The 22,322-nt window shown below is 71.1% G+C and carries 19 protein-coding genes; 11 read left to right on the top strand and 8 right to left on the bottom strand.

All coding sequences use genetic code 11. The features are described from left to right. Nucleotides 1-32 precede the first annotated feature (32 nt). Nucleotides 33-755, bottom strand: coding sequence for a spermidine synthase (locus JWR33_RS07880; protein WP_297410829.1), 723 nt, complete (start codon nt 753-755; stop codon nt 33-35). 339 nt (nt 756-1,094) lie between these two features. On the opposite strand from JWR33_RS07880, the gene JWR33_RS07875 reads away from it, so the two are divergent. Beyond that, complete coding sequence (locus tag JWR33_RS07875; protein WP_297410827.1) at nt 1,095-1,748, top strand: class I SAM-dependent methyltransferase; 654 nt, start codon at nt 1,095-1,097, stop codon at nt 1,746-1,748. A gap of 49 nt (nt 1,749-1,797) precedes the next feature. On the opposite strand, the gene JWR33_RS07870 is transcribed toward JWR33_RS07875, so the two are convergent. Next, entirely contained in the window at nt 1,798-4,833 is a 3,036-nt protein-coding gene (locus JWR33_RS07870; RefSeq protein WP_297410825.1) for a LamG-like jellyroll fold domain-containing protein, read from the bottom strand. A 226-nt stretch (nt 4,834-5,059) separates the two neighbouring features. Between JWR33_RS07870 and JWR33_RS07865 the strand changes: the two genes are divergently transcribed. From JWR33_RS07865 to JWR33_RS07855, 3 genes are all read left to right on the top strand, one after another. Beyond that, nucleotides 5,060-5,971: an EamA family transporter gene (locus tag JWR33_RS07865; RefSeq protein ID WP_297410823.1), complete on the top strand. Its 912-nt coding sequence runs from the start codon at nt 5,060-5,062 to the stop codon at nt 5,969-5,971. Nucleotides 5,972-6,295: 324 nt separating this feature from the next. Further along, a complete protein-coding gene (gene kynU, locus JWR33_RS07860; protein WP_297410821.1) occupies nt 6,296-7,522 on the top strand; it encodes a kynureninase in 1,227 nt (408 codons plus the stop codon). A gap of 210 nt (nt 7,523-7,732) precedes the next feature. Continuing rightward, on the top strand, nt 7,733-8,818 hold the full coding sequence (locus JWR33_RS07855) for a PLP-dependent aspartate aminotransferase family protein (protein ID WP_297410819.1): 1,086 nt from the start codon (nt 7,733-7,735) through the stop codon (nt 8,816-8,818). A gap of 240 nt (nt 8,819-9,058) precedes the next feature. On the opposite strand, the gene JWR33_RS07850 is transcribed toward JWR33_RS07855, so the two are convergent. Beyond that, a complete protein-coding gene (locus JWR33_RS07850) occupies nt 9,059-9,655 on the bottom strand; it encodes a DUF1992 domain-containing protein (protein WP_297410816.1) in 597 nt (198 codons plus the stop codon). A 119-nt stretch (nt 9,656-9,774) separates the two neighbouring features. Here JWR33_RS07850 and JWR33_RS07845 point away from each other — a divergent pair, with 119 nt between their 5' ends. Together JWR33_RS07845 and JWR33_RS07840 are read left to right on the top strand one after the other, a co-directional pair. Beyond that, nucleotides 9,775-10,212 (top strand): Dabb family protein, encoded by a 438-nt coding sequence (locus tag JWR33_RS07845; RefSeq protein WP_297410814.1) that lies wholly within the window; start codon nt 9,775-9,777, stop codon nt 10,210-10,212. A gap of 25 nt (nt 10,213-10,237) precedes the next feature. After that, nucleotides 10,238-11,047 (top strand): thioesterase family protein, encoded by an 810-nt coding sequence (locus tag JWR33_RS07840; protein ID WP_297410812.1) that lies wholly within the window; start codon nt 10,238-10,240, stop codon nt 11,045-11,047. Nucleotides 11,048-11,095: 48 nt separating this feature from the next. Here JWR33_RS07840 and JWR33_RS07835 read toward each other — a convergent pair whose 3' ends face one another. Continuing rightward, on the bottom strand, nt 11,096-11,434 hold the full coding sequence (locus tag JWR33_RS07835) for a hypothetical protein (protein ID WP_297410811.1): 339 nt from the start codon (nt 11,432-11,434) through the stop codon (nt 11,096-11,098). A 122-nt stretch (nt 11,435-11,556) separates the two neighbouring features. On the opposite strand from JWR33_RS07835, the gene JWR33_RS07830 reads away from it, so the two are divergent. Beyond that, nucleotides 11,557-12,012, top strand: coding sequence for a hypothetical protein (locus tag JWR33_RS07830; protein ID WP_297410809.1), 456 nt, complete (start codon nt 11,557-11,559; stop codon nt 12,010-12,012). A 9-nt stretch (nt 12,013-12,021) separates the two neighbouring features. Here JWR33_RS07830 and ligD read toward each other — a convergent pair whose 3' ends face one another. The 3 genes from ligD to JWR33_RS07815 form a co-directional block, all read right to left on the bottom strand. Then, nucleotides 12,022-12,987, bottom strand: coding sequence for a non-homologous end-joining DNA ligase (gene ligD / locus JWR33_RS07825; protein WP_297410807.1), 966 nt, complete (start codon nt 12,985-12,987; stop codon nt 12,022-12,024). A gap of 31 nt (nt 12,988-13,018) precedes the next feature. Beyond that, entirely contained in the window at nt 13,019-15,457 is a 2,439-nt protein-coding gene (locus JWR33_RS07820; protein ID WP_297410805.1) for an HAD-IC family P-type ATPase, read from the bottom strand. 97 nt (nt 15,458-15,554) lie between these two features. Next, entirely contained in the window at nt 15,555-15,956 is a 402-nt protein-coding gene (locus tag JWR33_RS07815; RefSeq protein WP_297410803.1) for a DUF1003 domain-containing protein, read from the bottom strand. Between the two features lie 180 nt (nt 15,957-16,136). On the opposite strand from JWR33_RS07815, the gene JWR33_RS07810 reads away from it, so the two are divergent. After that, entirely contained in the window at nt 16,137-17,054 is a 918-nt protein-coding gene (locus JWR33_RS07810; protein ID WP_297410801.1) for a universal stress protein, read from the top strand. 217 nt (nt 17,055-17,271) lie between these two features. Here JWR33_RS07810 and JWR33_RS07805 read toward each other — a convergent pair whose 3' ends face one another. Next, on the bottom strand, nt 17,272-18,597 hold the full coding sequence (locus JWR33_RS07805; RefSeq protein WP_297410799.1) for an MFS transporter: 1,326 nt from the start codon (nt 18,595-18,597) through the stop codon (nt 17,272-17,274). A gap of 169 nt (nt 18,598-18,766) precedes the next feature. Here JWR33_RS07805 and JWR33_RS07800 point away from each other — a divergent pair, with 169 nt between their 5' ends. The 3 genes from JWR33_RS07800 (at nt 18,767) to JWR33_RS07790 (ending at nt 22,291) form a co-directional block, all read left to right on the top strand. After that, nucleotides 18,767-19,618, top strand: coding sequence for a pentapeptide repeat-containing protein (locus tag JWR33_RS07800; protein ID WP_297410796.1), 852 nt, complete (start codon nt 18,767-18,769; stop codon nt 19,616-19,618). Between the two features lie 353 nt (nt 19,619-19,971). Then, nucleotides 19,972-21,264 carry an FUSC family protein gene (locus JWR33_RS07795; RefSeq protein ID WP_297410794.1) on the top strand — a complete coding sequence of 431 codons (1,293 nt, stop codon included), beginning with the start codon at nt 19,972-19,974 and terminating at the stop codon, nt 21,262-21,264. 85 nt (nt 21,265-21,349) lie between these two features. Next, the gene (locus JWR33_RS07790; RefSeq protein ID WP_297410793.1) at nt 21,350-22,291 is read left to right on the top strand and encodes a 5'-3' exonuclease; all 942 of its coding nucleotides are present in this window, start codon (nt 21,350-21,352) and stop codon (nt 22,289-22,291) included. The last annotated feature ends 31 nt before the right edge of the window (nt 22,292-22,322 follow it).

The raw sequence follows: 22,322 nt of genomic DNA, 5'->3' as shown, positions 1-22,322 counted from the left end.
TCGCCCAGACCTGAGGCGGCGCTGGCCGGTAGTCAGCCCCGGGCCGGGCGGGAGATGCTCCGGCGGTGCGTCGCCACGTACACCGTGTTGGCGGACTGGCCGCCGGTGAGCGGATTGTCGAAGCTCACGACGGTGGCGCTCGCAGCGGCGAACACCGATCGCAGCGCGAGCAGGAAGCTCTCGTCGGGTGGGTCGTCTGACCACACCGCCAGGACGCCGCCGTCGTGCAGGTGGCGGGCCGCCTCGGCGAGCCCCTCCGGGGTGTAGAACCGGGAGCTCTCACGGTCGAGGAGGTGGCGAGGGGAGTGATCGATGTCGAGCAGGATGGCGTGCCAGCGCTCGTCCGGCTCCCCGCGCATGACGGCGAAGAAGTCGGCCTGACGGAGCCTCGTGCGCGGGTCCGAGGTGAGTTCGCGGGAGACCGGCAGCAGGCCCTCCTCGTGCCATCGGATCACCGGAGCGAGCAGCTCCAGAACGGTGACCCGGCTGACGCGAGGGTCCGTGAGGGCCGCGCGTGCGGTGTAGCCGAGGCCCAGACCGCCGACCGCGACATCCAGGTGGTCGCCGTCGAGCTCCGCGAGCCCGAGGCGCGCCAGCTCGATCTCGGCCACGGTGAACAGACTCGACATGAGGAACTCGTCGCCGAGCTTCACCTCGAAGACGTCCACATGCAGCTGGGGGTCCGTCCTTCGTCGCAGAGTGAGCGTTCCCAGCGGGGTCTCCTCCCAGCCGAGTTCCGCAAAGCCCGCTCTCATCCCGCCGCCCTCTCCACTACTGTCCCCGCCCGGCCTGGTCGGCTGTTCTCGCCGCCTCTGCGGTCATGGTCGGGTCAAGCCTGTCACGAAGGCGTCGCGCGGACGCGCGGGGGTCGGCCGTCCTTCGGTCAGCCCCACCAGACGAAGACGCAGCCGCTCAGGCTGAGGACCGTGAGGAGGCCGACCGTGCCGGCGGCGAGTGCTCTGCGCATGCTTCCACGCTAGAGCGGGGCGGCGTTCCGGGCACCCGCTTGCGCGCGCGCAGATTCTCCTGCGCGTTCGGCGAGCTCGGGCGGAAGCAGGGGAGCGAGGGGGCTGCGAAGCCGGAGAATGAGCCGCATGCCCAGCACCTCCTCATCTCTCGGCGCCCCGGGGCACCCGCGGTTCGCTCGTGCATTCGCGCGAGCCGTTCCCCGGATGGACCGGCGGGGCGGGCAGGAACACCGGCGGGCGCTTCTCGAGCGGGCGACCGGCGTGGTGGTGGAGGTCGGCTCCGGGGCGGGAACGAACTTCACGCACTATCCCGCCGGCGTCACGCGAGTGCTCGCGTTCGAGCCCGACCCGTACCTCCGTTCCCTCTCCGCCGAGGCGGCCGCTTCCGCTCCCGTTGCGGTGGAGGTCGGAGGCGGCGTCGCCGAGGCGCTTCCGGTGCCGGACTCGTCGGCGGACACGGTCGTCGCCAGCCTGGTGCTGTGCAGCGTCACGGATGTGCGGCTCGCGCTTCGAGAGAGCCGGCGCGTGCTCCGGCCGGGGGCAACGCTGCTCTTCTACGAGCACGTCCGGTCTACCCGCCCCCTGCTGGGCCTCGTGGAGGATGCCGTGACTCCGCTCTGGCGGCGGATGGCCGGGAACTGCCATCCCAACCGGGACACGCTCGCCGCCATCGGCGCGGCGGGCTTCGAGGTCACGGACGTCCGCAGCTTCGGCTTCGCCCCAGGCGGCTGGCCGCCCCTTCGGCACATCCTCGGCGCCGCTCGCGCTCCCCTGGCGTGACGCGTCGTCTGCTCGCCTCCGCGGTCGGTTCACCGGCGTGCCGCGGAGCCTACGGCGCCACCACCAGGGTGAACTGCTGATTCAGCGCCCCCGCGGTGCAGACGTCCTGGCTGAGCGCAGTTCCGGCAGTCCCCGACGATCCGGGCACCGTGAGGCAGAGGTTGCTGTGCCGGGCCGTGAAGGTGACGACGTTCGGGTTCACAACCGTGATCAGCCATTCCTCGTTGGCCGCTCCGACGGAGTGGTAGAGGATGATGTTCGCGCCCGGTTCCATGCTGGTGCCGTTGACGTTCCAGAGCGACACCGGCTGAGCGCGCAGCGTCGCCTTGACATAGCCGCTCGTCGTTGCCGCCACGAACTGCCAGTTCTGCATCGTGGAGGTCGCGCAGGCGTCCTGCGTGATGATCGTGAAATCGGACAGCGCCGGCGAGTTGACGCACAGCGTGCCCGCGCTCTGCGGCTTCACCTGGTACCACGCGGTGCTGCTGACCGTCCACGGTCTGGTCACTGAGACCGAAGCCGACGCGGCGGACACGTTGCCGGCCGCGTCGAACGCCTTGACCGTGTAGGTGTAGGTGGCGCCCGGAGTGAGGAACTTCGCTGCGTCGTCGGCCGTTGTGCCGGTGGACACGTCCTTGGTCGCGATCTCGTTCCGGTAGGCCTGGTAGCGCACCACCCCCACGTTGTCGCTCGAGGCGGTCCAGCTGAGCGTCACCCCCGCGTCCGAGTTGTCGGTGACGACGACGTTCGTGGGTGCGCTCGGCGCCGTGATGTCGTTCGCGACGACTGAACCGGTGACGCTGTCGGTCTTGCCTGCGTTGTCGCTGACCGAGAGGGTGACCGCGTAGGTGCCGGGTGCGGAGTAGGTGTGCGCGGCGGTCGCGCCGCTGCCGGCCGCCGAGCCGTCGCCCCAGTTCCACGAGTAGCTCGCGATGGTGCCGTCGTAGTCGATCGAGGTGGAGCCGTCGACCGAGGCGACTTGGCCGGACATGGTCGAGGTGAACGCAGCGGTGGGAGTGCCCGTGCCGACCGAGTAGTGCTTCTTCACCTGGGCCGCCGTCAGGACGGAGCCGTACACGGCGACCTCATCGATGTTGGCGGTCACGTAGGCGGTGGTCGGGACGTTCGGCCACCCTGCGAGGTTGTCGCCGCCGACGCGCCAGTAGCCGTCATAGACCTGGGCGGCCGCTGCGGCGATCGTGCCGATGATCTGCCCATCGACGAAGAGCCGCAGGCCCGTCGCGGCGGACTCGGTGGCGACCACGTGGTGCCACTGACCGTTGTTGTAGGACTCGCCCGAGGTGATCGTTGTGACAGGGCCCGGGTTGGCGCCGAACACGATCTTGCCGTCGTTCTGAAGGTAGACGTGCCGGTCGTAGTCCTGGGATGTGCCGGTCTGGGAGCCGCCGAAGCCGATCAGCTTGCCGCCCGTCGTCGAGGTCGTGTTGAACCAGAGTTCTGCCGAGTACGTTTGGGGGTTCGTGAAGCGCTCACTGCTGGTGACGAGGCCGCTGGTTCCGCCGAACGACGCCGCGGAGTTTCGGGTGCCCTGGACGGCCCCGGTCGCACCGGTGGTCACGCTGCCGGAGTAGAAGCCCGGGTGGGCGTTCGGGCTCGAGTCCAGAGCCGTCGTGGCGCTGTTCTCGCCGAGGCGCCAGTACAGCGTCGGGGTGTCCGCTGAGACGGCCGTGCCGTAGGGGTCGCTCACCGCTGCTGGGGAGGCGTCCCTGCCGGAGATCGTGAAGTGCTGGGCGATGGCGGACGCAGTCAGGGGCGCCGAATAGACCGCAACGTCGTCGATGACGCCGTCGAACCAGGGGTCCCCGCTCCACGTGGAGTCACCGCCGATCCGCCAGTAGCCCGGGTAGGAATAGCCCGCGGTGTTGGCGAGGCTGCCCACGAGGAGCCCGTCGATGTACAGGTACTGGCCGCTGGGTCCCAGGTTGCCGACGACCTGGTGCCACTGGCCGTCGTTGTATGCGCCGCCGGTCGCCACGACGCTGGCGTAGCTCGGCCACGCGCCGAACGACACGTGGCCATCGGGGTCGAGGTAGATGTGCCGGTCGTAGTTGCTGGACAGTCCGGTGCTGCTGCTGCTGAAGCCCACGATCCGTCCGCCGGTGGTACTGGTCGTCTTGAACCAGGCCTCCACCGCCAAGCTGTCGGTGGAGTTGGTGAGGGTGCGCGTGCCGGCGGTCCCGTTGGCGTCCCCGGAGAAGGTCGTCGCGGTGTTGCTGTCTCCGCCGACGGCGCCCGGGGCGCCCCGGATGACGCCCGAGCCGGCATACGCGTCGTCCATGCCGATCCAGTCGTACAGGATGCTGCCCCTCGCCTCGCCCAGGCGCCAGAAGTGGGTTGCACCGTCGTTGCGGACCGCGTTGGTGTAGTCGCTGGCGACGGATGGGTCGGCGACCACGCGCTGGGTCACTTCCGCGGTGGCGGAGGCGCTCCACGAAGTCCCCGGGATCGTCATGGTCACCGTGGCGACCGGGGTCAGGGATGCCGTCGTGGAGAGTGCTGAGGCCGCCAGACGGGTGCGGATGCAGTACGTGAAGCTGCTCCCGGCGGGTACGGTCTGCGAGTTGGCCGGGATCGACGCCCAGGTTGCGGTGACCGCGTACCCGGCAGACGGTGTGGCCACGTCCGTGCAGTCCGCTCCACCGTTCGTCGATGGCCACAGGGTCAGGACGATGGAGTCCGCGAGGGTCGTCGACCTGCTTCCTGCGATGCTGACGGACACGGCGGCGGAGGCATTGACCGTTCCGGAGTTGCCGATGGTGACGTAGCCGGTCTTCACCAGGGCGTCACGTGTGAAGGCCTCGCTCAGGCTGGAGGAGCCGGTGATCGTGGGAACGATCGAGCCGGCCGTGACGGTCTGCGGCGCCACCTCGACCGAGCCGGTCCAGAGTGCGGTGGTGCCGCCCGAGCCGGCGGAGGCGAAGACCACGCCGCCGAGCATCGCGGCGCCGAGGGTCGCAGCCGTGACGGCAGTTGCCCGCCGAAGGCTCGGCTTCCGGCCGAGCCGCGCGCGCAGCCAAGCGACGCGGGCACGCATGGCGCCCGTCGTGCTGCCTGATCGAACCATTTCTCCCCAGCGGAAGGCTGACCGTCGCGCAGCCTTCTCGGTCTCTAGGGGAACTATCGGTCAGGCTTCGGTGGGAGGTGAGGCCCGTGCTGGCCCCAGTTGGAGGGGCCGCCACACCGTCGAGCGCGAGCACGGATGGCACGACGACGGGACGCGCTTCCTCGGGAACGTGCCAGCCTTGCTCCTCCCGCAGCCCGAGCCCCCGGTCTGATGGAAGGATCTCCCGGTGAGTCCTCGCGCCATGGTCCTGTTCGCCGCTCTGGGCATCGCGTGGGGGATCCCCTACCTGCTCATCAAGGTCGCGGTCACCGAACTCGATCCGGCCCTGGTCGTCTTCGGCCGGAGTGCGCTCGGCGGACTGATCCTGCTTCCGCTCGCGCTGGCTCGCGGACAGGTGCTTCCCGTTCTGCGCCGGTGGCGGCCGCTGCTCGCCTACACGGTGGCCGAGATCGTCCTGCCCTGGTACTTCCTCACCTCGGCTGAGCAGCGGCTGCCCAGCTCGACCGCCGGCCTCCTGCTCGCGGCCGTCCCCCTCGTCGGGGTCGCCCTCGCATTCCTGACCGGTCGGCCCGAGCGGTTCTCGGGAGGCAACTGGATCGGAATCCTGCTCGGCATGCTGGGCGTGGCGGCCCTCGTCGGGCTCGATGTGGCCGGCTCAGACCTGTCCGCGGTGGCGGAGGTCGGCATCGTGGTGGTCGGCTACGCGATCGGGCCGGTGATCCTGTCGCGCCGGATGTCGGATCTGCCCGGCACGGGCGTCGTCGCGGTGTCGCTCGTGCTCGCGGCCCTCGTCTACCTGCCGGTCGTGCCGCTCACCGGTGCCTGGCCGACACAGTGGCCCTCCGCGCCCGCCCTGGCGTCCGTGATCACCCTCGCGGTCGTGTGCAGCGCGGCGGCGTTCCTGATCATGTTCGCCCTGATCACGGAGATCGGTCCCGTGCGGACGACGACCATCACCTATGTGAATCCCGCGATCGCCATCGTCGCGGGAGCCCTCGTGCTCGGCGAGCGCGTCACGATCTGGACGGTCGTCGGCTTCGTGCTCGTGCTCGCCGGCTCGTTCCTCGTGACGCGGCGCCGGAGGGCGCCCCTGATATCGCCGGAGCCGCCCGGTGCGATCGACGTCGCCGCCGGTTAGGACAGGTCGCCGCTGAAGTCCCGGCCGCACCCAGGCGGAAGAAAGTCGCCCCAGTGGTCGCCACACCCATGTCGCGAGCCGCCACCGACGCCTGCGAGGCGAGCGTGAGGCTCTGCATCAGCCGGCCGAGGCCGATCAGGAACATCGCGAGAAAGGGGAACCACAGCGAGGCCCCGCGCCGAGGGCGTGCAGGACCGGGCGTGCTGCTGGCCGGCCGCAACGCCCCAGGTTGCAATGAGTGCAGGTGACGGCCGGTGCGGACATTCCCGTTCCGAGGAAGTCTGCGCGAACCCGAATACTGGACCGAGCGCGAGGAGGAGTCGCATGGGCGTCGCAGCGAGAACACCGCACGGGGATCGGGCACACGAACTGGACGCGGAGGATCCGCTGGGGTCCTTCCGCGAGCACTTCCTCCCGGCGCCCGGCGTGCTCGCCTACTTCGACGGCAACTCGCTGGGCCGGCCGCTGCGGGCCACGAGGGACCGGCTGGCCGGGTTGGTCGACACCTGGTCCTCGCGCCTCATCCGCGGCTGGGACGAGAGCTGGATGGCGCTGCCCGAAACGGTCGGCGACCGAATCGGCGCGCTGACCCTCGGAGCGGCTCCCGGTCAGGTCGTCGTCGCCGACTCCACCACGGTCGTGCTCTACAAGCTGCTGCGGGCGGCGCTCGCCGCCCGTCCGGGCCGCAACGAGATCGTCATCGACGACGACAACTTCCCCACCGACAGGTTCGTCGTGCAGGCGGTCGCGGCCGAGCTCGGGCTCACCGTTCGCTGGCTTCGGGTGGACCGGCATGCCGGAGTCGAGGTCGACCAGGTGGAGGAGGCGGTGGGCGACCGGACCGCTGTCGTCCTGCTGAGCCACATCTCCTACCGCTCGAGTCACCTCGCGGACGCGGAAGCGATCACGGCGGTGGCGCACGACGCAGGCGCCCTCGTGCTGTGGGACGTCTGCCACTCGGTCGGCTCCGTCCCTCTCGACCTCGATGCATGGGGCGTGGACCTGGCGGTCGGGTGCACCTACAAGTACCTGGGCGGCGGCCCGGGATCGCCGGCCTTCGCGTACGTGCGGGACGACCTGCAGGACGTGCTGGAGCAGCCCATCGCCGGCTGGATGGGATCGGCCGCGCCCTTCGACATGGGCCCGCGCTACGAGCCGGCGGCGGGCATTCGGCGCTTCCTCAGCGGCACACCATCGATCGTCGCGATGCACCCGATGCAGGACATGCTCGACGTGATCGAGCAGGCGGGCATGGTGGAGATCCGGAAGAAGTCGATGCGGCTCACGCAATTCGTCGTGGAGATCGCGGACTCGGCACTCGCCTCCGCAGGGGTGACGCTCGCGACGACGCGAGACCCGGCTCGGCGCGGCGGGCACGTGACGCTCGAGCATCCGGAGGCGCGTGCCGCCACCGCCCGCGCCTGGGAGCGTGGGGTGATCCCCGACTTCCGCGGCCCGTACGGCATCCGGATCGGCCCGTCCCCGCTCAGCACCTCGTTCGCCGAGGTGGCGGAGGGGCTCGCCGTGCTCGAGGAGTGCCTGCAGGGCTGACACCGCTGTCGACCCCGGCATCAGGCGCACGAGTCAGAACGGGCAGCGAGGGGCTCCGGCGAAGACCCGAGCCGTGCTTCACGCGATGGTGTCCGCCGGCACATGCCTGAAGAACTCCGCCCGCCACGACCGGCCCGCGGGTCGACAGCGAGTCCGCAGGCGCAGCCGGACGAGCATCTGCCCGCTGAGCGGGACGGGCAGGATGGGAGGATGACCGAATCCCTGCCCGACCTCCATCCCGACACCATCGCCGTCACGGCCGGCAGGCCGGCGAATGAGCCGGACCAGCCGCTGAATCCGCCGATCGTGCTCGCCTCCACCTACGTCGCCGGCGGCGAGATGGAGTACGGCCGCTACGGCAACCCGACCTGGTCCGCGTTCGAGGAGGCCCTCGGGGCGCTCGAGGGCGGCCGCTGCCTGGCGTTCGCCTCCGGGGTCGCCGCGACCGCCGCGGTCCTCGACCTGGTCCCGCAGGGCGGACGTGTCGTCGTCCCGCGCCACTCCTACCAGGGCACGCTGGCGCAGCTCCGGCACGCCGAGGAGCAGGGCCGGGTGGTCGTCGCGCGGGTGGATGTCGCCGACACCGCCGCCGTCATCGACGCCCTCGACGGAGCCGCGCTGGTCTGGATCGAGAACCCGACCAACCCGGCACTCGAGCTCGCGGAGGTCACCGCGATCGCTTCCGCGGCGCACGGGCGCGGCGTGCTGGTCGCCGCCGACAACACCTTCGCCACCCCGATCCTCCGTCAGCCGCTCGACGAGGGCGCTGACATCGTGGTGCACTCGGCGACCAAGGGCATCTCCGGCCACAGCGATGTGCTGATGGGAGCGGTCCTCACCCGCGACGAGTCGCTGTTCGGCCGGCTGCTCAAGCACCGGTCGCTCTACGGCGCGATCCCGTCGCCGCTCGATGCGTACCTCGCCCTCCGCGGCCTGCGCACTCTGCCGCTCCGGCTTGAGCGCGCGCAGGAGAACGCGCAGGAGCTGGTCCGGCGACTCGGCGACCACGCCGCGGTCCGCGATCTCCGCTACCCCGGCTTCGGCACGATCCTCTCCATCGTCCTGCAGGACGCGGCGGTCGCGGACGTGTTCGTCGCGTCGGTCCGCCTCTGCCGGCACGCCACGAGCCTCGGCGGCGTGGAGACGACCCTCGAGCGCCGACGGCGCTGGGCGGGGGAAGCGCCGACCATCGCCGAAGGACTCGTGCGGGTGTCGGTCGGCGTCGAGCACATCGAGGACCTCGCCCGCGACCTGACGCAGGCGCTCGATGCGGCGGAGGGCGACCACCGGGTCTGAGGGCGCCGTAGGCGTCTGAGGGGTGGTTTCGAGACGCCGCCTGGGGCAGTTCCTCAATCACCGGAGGACCCGCGGCAGCTCGTGGGCCACCGGAGGGAGCTGCACAGGGGGTCGATCACCGGACCTGGGCCGGGCTCGCCGCCATCCTGGCCGGGATCGTCGTGCTGCTCCTCCGACGGGATTGCGGCGGGTCGGCCACGGCGAGTCGACAGCTCCTCGGACTGCACCCGGAGTGAGCGGTCATTTTCCGCGCCGAGCTCGCCGCCGCTCGCGCCAGGACATCGCGGCGAGTGCCGCGGCATCCTGCTCCTGCCGGCGCTCCAGCTCCTCCGCACGTGAATGCCTGCGCTCGCGCCAGGCGGTGACCTCCCGCTCGACATCCCGCGGTGCGGTGACCACCGGCGGGCCGCCGAGCAGCTGGCGGCGCGCCTCCACGACGCGCGCGTTGAAGCCGGTGAGCAGGTCGCGGACCGCCGTCTCGTTCGCGAGCGCATCGAGCCGTGCGTCGAGCTCTGCGTCCTCCCGGCGGAGCGTCAGCGCAGGCGGCCCCAGTCCGGTCAGCCCCTCGCGCTCGATCTTGCGGCGGATCCACCAGTCCGGGTCGTGCGCCAAGCCGAGGCCGGGCAGCGGACGTCCCTCGCCCGGCAGATTGTCGAAGTCACCGCGGCGCAGAGCCTGCTGGATCGCGACCTCGACGATCGCCCCGTGCGCCTCGGGCGTCAGCCGACCGGCCTCCGAGGCCTGATCGGGCTGGTCCTCGCCCTCCTGGCCGAGCCGGTCGACGTGGTACCGGGCGGCGGCGAGACGGGAGTCGGGGCGTGGGCGCTTGGCAGGCATAGGGAGGTCCAGGATCGGTGCGATCAACGCTAGATGAGCCGGGACGCCCCGTGCTGGGAGGTGGGGAAGAATCAGAGCGGACGCCGCCGCTGCATGAGGCGGTCACAAAGGAGGAAGACATGAGTCAGCGTGCTGTGCTGCTCGAAGAACTCGCGGCGGTCGGCCCCGAGGCGTTCACCTCCCGGCAGTACCGACCGCACCGAGTGCTCCATCTGGTGCTCTTCCGCTTCCGGTCCGACGTGTCCGCGGACCTCGTCGCCGAGACGGCGTCCCGGTTCCTCGCGCTCACGGACTCGCCGCGCGAGGACGGCCAGCCGTACATCCAGTCGATCGACGCGGGGACGCAGCGGAGCGGCGAGGAGGCAGGGCACGGCTTCGAGCATGCTTTCGTGGTGACCTTCGCTTCCGAGGGAGACCGCAACTACTACGTGGGGGAGCCAATCCAGCCGGACCCACGCTGGTTCGACGGCGGGCACGCCGCCTTCAAGGAGTTCGTGGGGCCGCTTCTCGCCGACGAGGGCGCCCTCGTCTTCGATCTGGTTCCCGGCGCGCTCTGATGCGCGTCCAGAAGGGGTGGGCTCCGTGAACGCCGGGACTCCGGGCAGCTACTTCGAGCGGGTCGGCGAGCAGCGATACCGGCCCACCGAGCAGATGAGCGGCGGGTGGGATCCGGCGGAGCTGCACTTCAGTCCGCTTGCCGGCCTGGTCGTGCACGCCATCGAAGGGCACCGTGCCGGCGGTGCCGGCGGTGCCGGCGGGGGACTGCTGCTGAGCCGGTTGAGCTTCGACATCCTGGGGCGTCTGGCGACCGACGACTGCGACGTCGAGGTGGAGACCCTGCGGCCAGGCAGGACCATCGAGCTCGTCGAGGCGACCGTGCGGATCGCAGGCCGAGCCGTGATCCGCGCCCGAGCCTGGTTCCTGACCGCGGTGCAGACCGGCTCGATCGAGGGCGGCGGTGCCGAGCGCCTTCCGGACCCCGAGTCGCTCGCGTCCTGGCCGATGGCCTCGCTCTGGCCCGGCCGCTATGTGGCCTCCCTCGATGTGCGGCCCGTGCGGCCGCCTGAGCCGGGGCGCGGGACTGTGTGGCTCTCGACCGGCACCGAGCTTCTCGCGGGAGAGGCGGTCAGCCCGCTCGCGTCGTACCTGACTCTGGTCGACACCGCCAACGGGATCGCCTCACGGCAGCCGCCCACCGCGTGGGTGTTTCCCAACGTCGATCTGACCGTCCACCTGTCGCGTCAGCCGGAGGGGCGCTGGGTGGGCCTCGACACGACGGTGGTGTTCGGGCCGACCGGTCAGGGGATCACGAGCACCGTGCTGCACGACCTGGCCGGCCAGGTCGGCACGGCGCAGCAGATGCTCACACTCCGTCCCGTCGCAGGCCACTGAGGACGAGGTTGAGGCAGCCTCCGCGCCGCGCTCGCCGCAGCGGTGCTGCTAGAGATCCGAGTACTGGTCGTCGTCCCGTGACAGCGGGTCGGATTCGGGCACGATCGGACTCCCCGTGTGCGCCAGGCGCGTCATCTTGGCGTCGAGCTCCTGCAGGACGTCGGTGTCGTCGAGCTCGGTCTCGTTCTGGTTCACGTCGAGGGTCGTGATCTGGCTTCCCGGGCCGAGGACGAGGTTCGCCCAGGTGGAGCTGCCGCTCGCCACGACGGGGATGCGGACCACGTCGCTGTTGCCCGTTCTGGCGAGGACCACCGAGTATTCGAGCAGCTTCACCGCAACGGCGTCGGTGGTGTTGAAGTGCTCGTCAGCGTAGGACACGACTCTCATCCCTCCACCCTGGGCCAAACGGGGGCGCGCCGGAAGCCCTTGCGCCTGGGCGGCGCGGGAGAACAGGCGAAACCGACGCCGGTCGCATGGCCCCATGCGGCCATGCAGCCAGGCGGCCGATAATGGCGGACGTGAACGACATGGCGGCATGGAAGCGGCTCACCGGACTCCTGGACGACGACGAGCTGCTCTGGCCGCGCGTCCGCGAGGCGCTCGATGAGGACGAGGGCGACAACGACGGGGATGCCTGGGAGGCGCTCATCGGCGGCCTGGACGACGCGGGCGCTCTCGCCTACCTCGACGCGGAGGACACCGGCATGGAGCTTGCCGACGCCCTCGCCCAGCTGCCCCGGGTGTTCCGCCTGCAGCCCGACCTGGGGGCGGTGAACGACACGGACGACCTCGCCGAGGCGCTGGCAGCCGCGGACGCAGTCCTCGCGGCCGGCGAGTGCCGGCTCCTCGAGCTCGATGACGGCGACGCCGAGGCTCACGCCCTCGTGGTGGTGCCCGCCGAGAACGTCGACGAGATCCTCGAGCTCGCGGGCGCCCTCGACCGGTCGGTGGCCACCTTCTCCTGATCGGCCGGTCTAGCCCTGCTCCTCCTCGTGCGGCGGCACGGGGAGGCCTTCGCGCTCGTCGCGGTCCGCCCACTCGAGCAGCGGGGCCAGGTCGAACACGGCCTCGTCGATGCCGGCGTGCAGGTCTCCCTTCACCGCGTAGCGCGCGGGCACGGTGGCGATCGTGAAGTCCTCGGGGTTCGCGTCGTCCACCTCGTTCCATGCCAGGGGAGTGGAGACCGTGCCTTGGGGGTTGCCGCGCACTGAGTAGGCCGCGGCGATCGTGTGGTCGCGGGTGTTCTGGTTGTAGTCGACGAAGACCGCGGCCGGATCGCGGTCGCGACGCCACCACGTGGTCGTCGCCTCCTGCGGGGCTCGCCGCTCGACCTCTCTGGCGAAGGCGGCCGCAGCCCGCCGGACATCCTCGAAGCCGTGCTCCGGCCGGATCCGCACGTAGATGTGCATCCCGCTGCCGCCTGAGGTCTTGGGCCAGCCGACCGCGCCGAGCTCGTCGAGCACCTCGTGGGCGACGTGCGCAACGGTCCGCACCCGGCGGTAGGAGGCTTCGGGCATGGGATCGAGGTCGATGCGCCACTCGTCGGGCTGCTCGGTGTCCTGGCGGCGGCTGTTCCAGGGGTGGAACTCGACGGTGGACATCTGCACCGCCCAGATCACGTGGGCGAGCTCTGTCACGCAGAGCTCGTCAGCGGTGCGGCTGTAGCGCGGGAAGAAGACCCGCACCGTCTCCATCCACGGCGGCGCCCCGGCCGGCAGGCGCTTCTGGTGCACCTTCTCGCCGCCGACGCCGGTGGGGTAGCGGTGCAGCATGCAGGGCCGCTCACGGAGTGCGTTGACGATGCCCTCGCCGACCGACAGGTAGTAGTGGACGAGGTCGAGCTTCGTCTCCCCTCGATCCGGGAAGTAGACGCGGTCGGGGTTCGACACCCGAACGCTGTGCCCGCCGACCTCGATCTCGACCGCGGGGCTCCCGGGCATCGTCGCTCCTTCCGTCCGGATGGGCGTGAGCCTATCCCTGCGTCCTCCGCAGCCTGCGATGCAGCAGTTCGAGGACCAGGCTCGCGGCCGCCGAAGCGCCGAGCGCGACCAGGATGAGCTCGAGCGGAGGCAGCTCGAGCTCGAGGAAGGCGGTCACGAAGGGGATCGAGAGCACCACCGGCAGACTCGCGTAGGCGGCCAGGACGACAGCGGTGGTGGCCCGGGTGAACGGGCGGGCGAGGATCACCAGCACCCAGAGCGCGCTGAGGGTGAGGGTGAGAACCGCCACGGTCTGCACCTGCCCCGCGGGGGCGCCGCTTCCCGCATACGCGTACGCGACGGCGCCGGCGACCGCTGCCGCGACCACCACTCCTGACGGGACACAGAATCGCGCGGCCCGGCTCAGGAAGCCCGGACGGTAGATCCGGCTGTTCGGCAGCAGGGCGAGGACGAGGGCGGGAAGTCCGATGCTGATGCCGTCGACGATCGAGAGCTGACGAGGCAGGAACGGGAACGGCCACAGCAGCGCTCCGAACACTCCGGCGAGGAGGATGGCATAGACGGTCTTGGACAGGAACAGCTTCGCCAGCCGCTCCACGTTCGCGATGACCTGCCTCCCCTCAGCGAGGATCCCGGGCAGTCGGACGAACGCGCCGTCCAGCAGCACGATCTGCGCCACCGCGCGCGCCGCTGCCGACCCGGAGCCCATCGCGATGCCGAGATCGGCGTGCTTCAGGGCGAGCGTGTCGTTGACGCCGTCGCCCGTCATCGCGACGGTGTAGCCGAGCGACTGCAGGGCGAGCACCATGGCCTTCTTCTGTGCGGGCGTCACCCGGCCGAAGACCCGCTCGTGCCGAAGGACCGCCGCCAGTGCCGTCGGGTCCGACGGGAGGGAACGGCCGTCCACCGCCACGAGGTCGGGTGCCAGCCCGACCTCCCGCGCCACGGCGCCGACCGTGCGCGGGTCGTCCCCGGAGATCACGCAGATCTCGACCCCTTGGCGGGCGAAGTAGCCGATCGCCTCTGCAGCGTCGCCGCGGACCCGTTCGCGCAGCACGACCAGCGCGACAGCGACGAGTTCGGTCGGCAGGACAGGGACGCCTGAGGGGGTCGCCGGCGAAAGCGGCTCCGAGGAGTGCGCCAGGACCAGCGTTCGCCGGCCCGCATCGGCCAGGGAGGCGACCCGGGCGAGCACGTCGGCTGACTCTGCAACCGCTCCGTCGAGCACGACATCGGCGCCGCCGAGCACCCAGGTGCCGGGCATCGCGGAATCGGGAAAGTGGGCGGCGCTCCACTTGTGGCGGCTGGAGAACGGCACAGTCGCGTCCGGCGCGCCGACCCGCGTCTGGTCGTGCGGCACTCCGGCGCCGATCGCCCTCGCGGTCGCATTGGCCGCCGGGTCCGCCGCGAACCAGGCGAGCGCCGACTGCCAGCCGGGGCCCGCGCCCGCGATCGGCTCCAGCCGGTCGAGTGCGAGCGAGCCGTCCGTGAGGGTGCCGGTCTTGTCGACGCAGAGCATGTCCACCCGTGCGAGGCCCTCCACCGCGGCGAGCTCATGCACCAGGACCCGCTTCCGGGCGAGCTTCACCGCCCCGAGCGCGAGGGCGAGAGAGGTCATGAAGACGAGGCCCTGCGGCACCATCGCGATGATGCTGGCGACCGCAGCCACGGCCGCGTCCCGCCACGCTCCGCTCGCGAGCGCCTCCGCCCAACCGCCGGCGGCCTGCATCTGGCCGTTCACGACGAGGGCGCCGACCGGCAGGAGGGCGATCGATATCCATCGGATGACGCGAGCGACCGATGCCCGCAGCTCGCTGCGCACGAGGGAGAACTGCCGGGCTTCGGCGGTGATGCGCGCGGCGTAGGAGTCCGATCCGATGCGGATCACCCGAGCGAGGCCGCTGCCGGTCACGATGGTCGAGCCGCTGAGCAGTTCCCGGCCGAGCCCCACGCTGACCGGATCCGCCTCTCCGGTGAGCAGCGACTCGTCGACCTCCAGCTCCCGGCATTCCACCAGCTCCGCGTCGGCCGACAGCTGCTCGCCGGGGCGCAGCACCAGAAGGTCGTCGAGGACGACTGCGCCGACCTCGCAGTCGCTCTCGATGCCGTTCCTGCGCACGAGCGCGCGAGGGGCGTTGATCACGGCGAGACGCGCCAGAGTCACCTTTGCTCGGAACTCCTGGATCACCCCGATGAGGGTGTTCGCGATGACGAAGAATCCGAAGAGCGCGTCCTGCCAGGCGCCCAGCACGAGCAGGAGCAGGAAGCTGCCGCCGACGATCGCGTTGAAGAGCGTGAACAGGTTGGCCTGGAGGATGCGAGCGAAGGAGCGCCCGGAGTCGTCCGGCATCGTGTTGATCAGTCCTCGAGCGCGGCGATCGAGCACCTCGCTGGTCGACAGACCGGTCAGCGCGTTCGCGACGAGGACCGCGGCGGGCGCCGGGCTGAGCGGCAAGGCAGAGCTCGTCATGTTCTCAGCATGCGGCGGTGCCGCACCGTGTCGGCAGGGTCATAGGTCCTTCCGTCCTGTCCGGTCCCGTCGAACGGGATGGCCACCGGCGAGCCGGTCAGACCCCGAGCGTGTCCCGCTGGTGCAGCTCGGTCAGGAGCTCGAGCTGGCGCCGATTGATCTCCATCAGCTCCTCGATCTCCCGCTTCGCGGCCACGTTCGTCTCGTAGTCGTGGCGTGCGAGGGCGGCGGAGATCCCGTCCTGCCGCTTCGCGGCGATCAGCAGGATGGCGCCCTGCAAGCCCGCCAGCATGCTGAGGAACAGGTTGAGCAGGATGAACGGGTAGGGGTCCCACGCCTTCTGGAGGAGGTTGATCGCCGCCCAGACGAGCATGATCCCGAGAAAGGCGCCGACGAACGGCCAGCTGCCCATGCCGTTCCGGAGGCGGTCGGCCGCGCGCTCCCCGAGAGACAGGTTCTTGAGGTGGTCGTCGTGCCAGTTCACCAGCGGGCGGGTCATGGACTCAGTGTGCGCGTGCGCGCGCCGGCTGCGCGGGACGAAAGTCCTCCGCCGGTCCGGCCCTTCGCGCCTCACCGCCTCCGAAGAGGACCTTCGACCCTGACCCCAGCCCCCCGACGGACCCGACACTGCGATCAGCCGGGGGAAGCCTGCTCGCGAACGACGACAGGAGAAGAAGCCATGTTCGACCTCGTCGCACCCAAGACAGCGAATCGCGCACCAGCCTTGGAGGAGCACCCCGCCGATCCGTTCGTGGAGCGAGTCGTGCTCGCCACGGACGGAGGTCCCGGCGGCACGAGCGCCATGAAGTGGATCGCCCACCGAGCCAGGAATCATCGCGTCGATGTCGACGTGAGCATCGTCGTGGAGGCGGATCGGCTCACCGCCCAGGTCAGGGGCGGCGACTCCGATGAGGCGGCCGACTCGGTCGTGAGCGGGGCGAAGCGGTACCTCGAGCGGGTGGCGCCGTCCGCGCAGGTGCGCGGGTCCGTCTCCTGGGGGGACGCGCGGGAGCGTTTCGCCCGCGCCTCGCAGGCGGCCGACCTTCTCGTGGTCGGCGGCGGCGGCGGCGGTCGGCTCGCCGGCCTGCTCGGCGGCTCGTTCCCGGTGAAGCTGGCCGAAAGCTCCGAGTGCCCGACCATCGTCGTGCCAAGGAGTTGGACCTCCGGGCATGGGGCGGTGGTCGTCGGCGTTGACGCGGACCTCGAGGACCAGCCCGCACTGCGGTTCGCCGTGCACGAGGCGCGGGTGCTCCATCGCCGGCTTCGAGTGGTGCACTGCTGGCAGGTGCCCTTCGTCCGCACCCTGGCGGGGGTGTCGCCCTCTTCGCTGGCCGAGGCGGCGGCGAGGCAGACGCGAGCCCTCGCCGGGATTCTCGAACGGCTGCGCGCGGAGGACACGGATCTCGACATTCGCGGGGTGGTCGCCGAGGCGCATCCTGCAGACGCCCTCTCCCGGGAGGCCGCCGGGCAGGAGATCCTCGTGGTCGGCGCACACCGGCGAACAGCCGAGGAGCGACTCTTCCTGGGCTCGACGAGCCGGGAGATCCTCGCCAGGCCGCCATGCCCGGTCGCCGTCGTCCGGGCACGGGCCATCTGATCCGCACCAGGGCGTTCCCGGCGAAGAAGCTCAACAGGAAGGGGTGGACCGAGCTCGCCCCGCCCGCCGGCTTCGTGCTGCCGGCGACCTGATCGGTCGGCGACGACGAGCTTCGCCGGGCGGAGTCGTGGGGACGCCGGCTTGCGGGCGAGCTCGCGGCCCGGACCGCAGCAGCGCCGGCCTGGATTCCGGGAACGAACAGTCGCGGCCGGAATGCTCAGCGGTCCGGGTCGGACGGCTCCGTCGCCTTCACCGGCGGAGGGGCCGCGGAGTCCTCCGGCGGCTCGGCGCCGGCCCGAGTGACATCCGCCGCGGCCCTCTGCCGGCGGCTGAGGTAGAGGAAGGGGAGGGCCACAGCGCTGATCGCGCCGCTCAGCGCGAGCGAGAACCCGTACCCGCCCAGGTCCGCGCTTCGCCCCAGCGCGGGCTGCACGATCACGCCGCCTGCGCTGCCCATCAGCGAGTCGAAGGAGAGCACCGTGGCACGCTGCTTCGAGGGGATGAGGTCGTTGAGGTACGCCTGGCGCACCGGACCGCCGGCCGCCGAGACGACGCCCCAGACGGCCATCAGGAGCAGTGCCACCCAGAAGGTCCGGGTGAGGCCGAGGCTGAGCAGCAGCACCGCAGAGGTCGCGGCTGCCAGGATCACCGTCGTCGTGCGCTTGCGGAACAGCCGCCGGACGGCGGGGGCGATGAGGCCGCCCAGGACCTGGGAAGCCGCGACGATCGCCGCCGCGAGACCGGCGACCGAATAGGCCTTCTCGTCCCCCCAGAGCTCGAGCAGATAGGGCTGCAGGGCGTAGAAGACGTAGACGCCGACCCCGGCCGTGAAGGGCGCGGCGAGCATCAGATAGCGCACCGGCGGATTGCCCAGCCCGTGGGTGAGCGACGACCGGAAGAGGGTTCGGACGGCCTTCCCGGGGCGCTCCGACCGGTCCGGGGTGAACCCGAGGTCGCGCATGACGAGGAATGCGACGACGAACATCGTGACGAGCACGCCCGCCCGGAGGAGGAAGGGCACGCCCAGATCCGTGGCCTGGGCGATGATGCCGCCGGCGACGGAGCCGACGAGCATCGCGACTCCGGAGACCACCATCCCCTTCGCGAACACCGGCTCCAGCTCGCCCTCATAGCCGGACGAGCGGAGGGCGTCGACCAGCCAGGCCTCGACCGCGCCGGAGAAGAAGGTGAACCCGAGCCCGAGCAGCACCGACACGACGGCCCAGCCCCAGAACGGCGCCGACCAGAGCCACATCAGCCAGTAGAGGGCTGTGCTCGCCGCCAGGGTGAGCGTGCCCAGCAGGTAGGAGGCGCGGCGGCCGACGCTGTCGGCGATAACCCCGGTCGGGATCTCGAAGATCACCATTCCGGCCGTGAAGAAGGCGTTCGCCGCGAACGCCTCGAGGTTCGAGAGCCCGGCGTCGAGGAGGAAGAGCGTGTTGATGCCCCAGATGAAGGAGGCTGCCAGGGTGTTGCCGAGCAGAAGCACGAGATAGATGCGCTGGATCCGCCTGGCGGCGGGGAGAAGGGCGATGGCGCTCACTGCAGTTGCCCGGCCATCAGCCCTCCGTCTTCCGGATGCCGATGCTAGACCTGCCCGCCGACGCTCGCAGTCCGACCGTTCTGCGGCACGGACGGCACTCGGGCAGAGCCCGAAATCGGCGGCACGCGCGCCGCCGGATAGCGTTGTGCGGGAACGGGAGGGATCCGCGATGGCAGGCAAGACGTTCGTCGAGCTCGGGCGGCGGGCGGACCTGAGCGCCGACTGCGCCAATTGCGTCGGCCTCTGCTGCGTGGCGCTGGCGTTCGACCGGAGCGCGGCCTTCGCCTACGACAAGGAGCCGGGGGAGCCCTGCGTGCATCTCGAGCAGGACTTCCGCTGCAAGATCCATCCGGTCCTGCGCGAGCGCGGCTTCACGGGCTGCACCGTCTTCGACTGCTTCGGAGCGGGTCAGAAGGTCACCCAGCAGACGTTCGACGGCCGAAGCTGGCGCGAGGACGGCGTCCGGGGCGACATGTTCGCGGTGTTCCCGATCGTCCGTCGCCTGCAGCAGCTCCTCTGGTACCTCGACGCCGCTCTGGCCTTTCCCGGCGTCGACCCGCTGCGCGCAGAGCTGACCGCCGCCTTCTCCGCGGTGGAGGCGCTCACCCTCTCGGACGCCGCCGCGCTGCTCCGGATCGACACGGATGACGAGTACGACGCGGCGCGACCTCTGCTCCTCCGCGCCAGCGAGGCCGCGCGCTCGCGGTATCCCCAGCCGCTCGGGAAGGGCGGCGGCCGTCCGATCCGGCCGGGAGCGGACCTGGTCGGCGCGAACCTGCGGGGCGCAGACCTCCGCGGCACCGACCTGCGCGCCGCGCTCCTGCTGGGCGCCGACCTCCGCAGCGCGGATCTTCGCGGCGCGGACCTGATCGGCGCCGACCTCAGGGACGCGGACGTCGCCGGCGCGGACCTGTCGGAGACACTGTTCCTCACCCAGATGCAGGTGAACAGTGCCAGGGGAAGTTCCGGCACCCGGCTTCCCGCCGGCTTCGTGCGGCCGTCGCACTGGTCGAGTCGCTAGTCCTGCCGTCGCTGCGCGCCGACCGACTCCTCCTCAGGGGAAGCGGCGCTCCAGCTCAGGGGAAGCGGCGCTCCAGGCCGACCGACACCTCGTCGCCCGCGGCCTTGCCCACCAGCTTCTTGAGCTTGGCGTTTTGAGGGGGAGCATGTGGTTGCCCTGGCCGAGGGCAGCAGGGTGGCGCGGAACTCGTGCATGTCGATCGTGCCCGAGACCTTCACGCGCTTGACGGTGCAATACGGCCCGCGCGAGGAAGGATGGTCCCGTCACCCCACCGAGCTTGTCGAGGTGGCACGTGGTGCTGTCACCTCGGCGAGGTGGCAGCACCACGTGCCACCTCGGGTTGAGGATCGAACATGACTGCACCGCGCGAGAGGCGTCCGCCGTGGTCTCGGCGGAATCTGCGGCAGCTGCTGTGGTGGATCTGGCCGGGCCTGCCGAACTCATGGTCGGAGGTTCCGAGCCGGGTGCGACCGGCCGCGACCCAGATCGCCCGGCTCACCGTCGCCGCCGTCGTCGCGTACGTCGTCGCGGACGCCCTGTTCCCGGGCATCCTCGACCTCACCGCGCCGCTGACCGCGCTGCTCGTCGTTCAGGCGTCGACGGTCGGGACACTGCTCATGGGCATCGTCCGTGTGGGAGCGGTGCTCACCGGCGTCCTGGTCGCGGTCGGGGTATCCGCCTCGCTCGGGCTGTCCTGGTGGAGCCTCGCGCTCGTGATCGCCGCCTCGCTCCTGGTGGCCATGGTCCTGCGTCTCGGCGACCAGACCCTCGAGGCGCCCATCAGCGCCATGCTGATCCTCGCGGTCTCCGCCCCGGGAGTCGCCACGGGCGTCGCCGCCGAGGTGCGCGTGGCGAACACCCTGATCGGCACGCTCGTCGGCGTCGCGTTCAGCCTTGTCGTCCCCGTCGCGATCCCCAACCTGCAGGCGAGCGAGGCGGTGCGCCGGGTTACCAGGTCGCAGGCGGCGCTGATGGGCGAGATCGCGCTCACCCTGGGCAACCGGCCGCCGCATCCCGAGGAGGTGCGCGCCTGGTCGGACTGGTCCCAGCACATCGGCGGCGAGGTCGCCGACGCCGCAGCGGCCGTGGAGGCGGCGCGGGAGAGCCGGCGGCTGAATCCTCGCGCGCTCACGACCGCTCTGGTGCATCCCGGCCTGCGATCTGCGGTCGACCGGCTCGACCGCGCGTTCAGCGCCGAGCGAGCCCTGATCGTCGCCATTGGCAAGCAGGCCCCGGCGAACGAGGGCGAGGACACTCCTGACACCACCGGAGCGGAGCTTCGGCGCGCCCTCGCGATCGTGCTCAACGACGTCGCCAACGGCCTGCGCGCGTTCGGCGACCTCGTCGAAGCGGAGTACGGGCGCAACCGCGGCGAGCGAGCGGAGGAGGCGTTCGGCCGGCTGCTGGAGATCGTCCGGGAGACCCGGGCCGTGCTCACCGAGCTCACGCTCCTCGACGTCGACCCGCGTGAGCAGACCCAGCTCTGGATGCTGCACGGCTCCGTGCTGGCCGCGATCGACCACCTCGTCTCGCAGCTGGATCTCGAGCACGCGGAGCGCAGCACCGAGCCGTGGCTGAGCCGGCGAGGCATCCCGACCCTCCGCAGTGCGTGGCCCGTCCGCCGCGATGGGACGCCGCAGGACTGACCTCGGGACGGGCTCCGGTACCTGATCGGGAACCCCCAGTGGGCTCGATCGCCCGCCGGGCATGCCCTTCCGCCAGAATGGCCCCGTGAGCGACAGGCGCCTGATGCTGCTGGACACGGCCGCGCTGTACTTCCGGGCCTTCTACGGCGTGCCGGACACGGTACGGAGTCCCGACGGCACTCCGGTCAACGCCGTCCGCGGGCTCCTCGACATGATCGCGCGCCTCGTCGCCGAGTTCCGCCCCACCGACCTGATCGCCTGCTGGGACGATGACTGGCGTCCCCAGTGGCGGGTCGACCTGCTGCCGACCTACAAGACCCACCGGGTGGCCGAGGTCGTCCAGGCGGGGCCGGACGTCGAGGTCGTGCCCGATCCGCTCAGCGTCCAGGTGCCCGTGATCCGCGACACCCTCACCGCTCTCGGAATCCCCGTGGTCGGCCGGCCGGAGTACGAGGCCGACGACATCATCGGCACCTACGCAGCCACCGCCACCATGCCGGTGGACGTGATCACGGGCGACCGCGACCTGTTCCAGGTGATCGACGACGAGCGCGACGTGCGCGTCATCTACACCGCCCGCGGCATGAGCAGGCTGGAGATCGTGACCGGCGAGGTCCTCCGCGGCAAGTACGGCGTGAGCCCCTCGCAGTACGCGGACTACGCGACCCTCCGCGGCGACGCGTCCGACGGGCTGCCCGGGGTCGCGGGGATCGGCGAGAAGACGGCCGCGTCCCTGCTCGCCGAGTTCGGCGACCTCGACGGGATCCTCGCGGCAGCCGAGGCCGGCCCCGGCGTGCCGCTGTCCGCCGGAATCAAGGCCAAGATCCGGGCCTCCGCCGGCTATCTCGCCCAGGCGCCCGCCGTGGTGCGGGTGGCGTCCGACCTCGAGCTTCCCCCCGTCGACTCACGGATCGGCATCCCCGACGGCGGGCTGCGACGGATCGCCGAGCTCGGCGTGCACTGGGGGCTCGGATCATCGGTGACCCGAGTCGTCACCGCGCTCGATGGAGCGTCCACCCCTTCCTGAGCCCGCAACGTCGGCGCCGGTAACGCGTCAG

This window comes from Naasia sp. (assembly GCF_025465545.1).
GTDB lineage: Bacteria > Actinomycetota > Actinomycetes > Actinomycetales > Microbacteriaceae > Naasia.
This window is presented reverse-complemented; position numbering and strand designations above follow the sequence as displayed.